Consider the following 1431-nt stretch of genomic DNA (forward strand, 5'->3'; position numbering starts at 1 on the left):
AAAATCGGTAAAACCCCACACCCCACACCCAACACCCCACACCTTACACCCCACACCCTGCCCCCACGAGCAACTTTTTGCCGTAAACCCTAGCTTAATTTGGTGACAATTTGATTGTTTAGTAACAATTCTTGACTGAGTAAATCTTCCACATTAATCCGCAGGAAACACTGATCATCAATCCAGAACTGCACTTTAATGCGATCTTTACCCCGAAAACCTAAAGGATCGAGTTTAGCGATTGATCGGGCCCCCTCGCGATCATTTAAGGGTTGAACGCTAGTTTCTCCATTACCGAGGGAACGAGTAATTAATTTATCACCATCAAAATAGACCTCCATTGCCCCCCTTTCCGTCCCTAATTCGCCGATAATTAATTCAATGCTAGGTTGATTGTCCACGGAAGCACCTAGGACTAATTCCACGGGTTTTTCCATGGGATAGGGTTGTCCAGAGTTAATAATTGGATGCCAAGCGTGGGCATTTTTGCGACGATTCCAGTAACGAATGCCGTAGCTATGATAGAGAAAATCCTTGACTTGATAACCTTGGGCTAATTGTAACGCTCCCAAAGCGATCGCTTCAAAGGGTCGATCCTCTTTAATTTTACTACTATCAAAATACTGTCGCACCCAATCTTTTACCGCCGGAATTTGTACAGTTCCCCCAACTAATAACACCGCATCGATGTCGCTAACTTCAATTCCATTGCGTCTTCCCTGTTGCAAAACTCCCGTCATTAAATCATCTAATTGATTAAAAAAGTTTTGTTGTCGGAGAATATCGGTCAATTGTTCTCGATCTAAGCTTAACTCATAACTCTCGAAATTTTCCTCATCAAAATATACCTCCTCGGCGGTTAATTGGGAAGAAAGTTTAATTTTTAATCTTTCTGCTAGACGAGTAGTCAGGGAAGTTTTCGCTAAAGATTGCTTTTGGGCAAAATAATCGACAATCCAATCGTCGATATCTGACCCCCCTAAATTTGTCCCCGCCTTGGCTAAAACTCTCGCTAGTTTAGTTTTTTGGGCGGAATTATTGCCTAAAAGTTTTTCTCCCCACTTGAGAATAAAACCTTGATTTTTTTGAGGATTATCTAAATCTAATTGTACCAAAGAAAGATCGAGAGTGCCACCGCCAAAATCTACCACTAAAATCACTTGATCCCCAGTGGTTCCATAACCCAAAGCGGCGGCCGTGGGTTCATCAATTAGGCGAATTTGTTCGATTTCCCAACCCTGACAAACATTACTTAACCAATTGCGGTAACTTTCAAAACTATCGACGGGGACGGTTAAAACTAGAGATTGGGGGGTTTCCGGGGTGGTGTTTTTTAAGTTGTCGATGATGCTATCAAGAAACCATTGGCCAACCCCCTCGAAACTGAGGACAGTTTCCTCTAATTCCGGTAAAAATCCTTGAATTTTTGCC

The 1431-nt window shown here is 42.4% G+C and carries 1 protein-coding gene; it reads right to left on the reverse strand.

The genetic code is table 11. From position 1 onward, the window contains the following. Positions 1 to 89: 89 nt before the first annotated feature. On the reverse strand, positions 90 to 1431 hold a 1342-nt coding region (locus PX481_RS08955), incomplete at its 5' end, for an Hsp70 family protein (protein WP_288094451.1).

It is taken from the genome of Microcystis sp. M53603_WE2, from assembly GCF_030065435.1.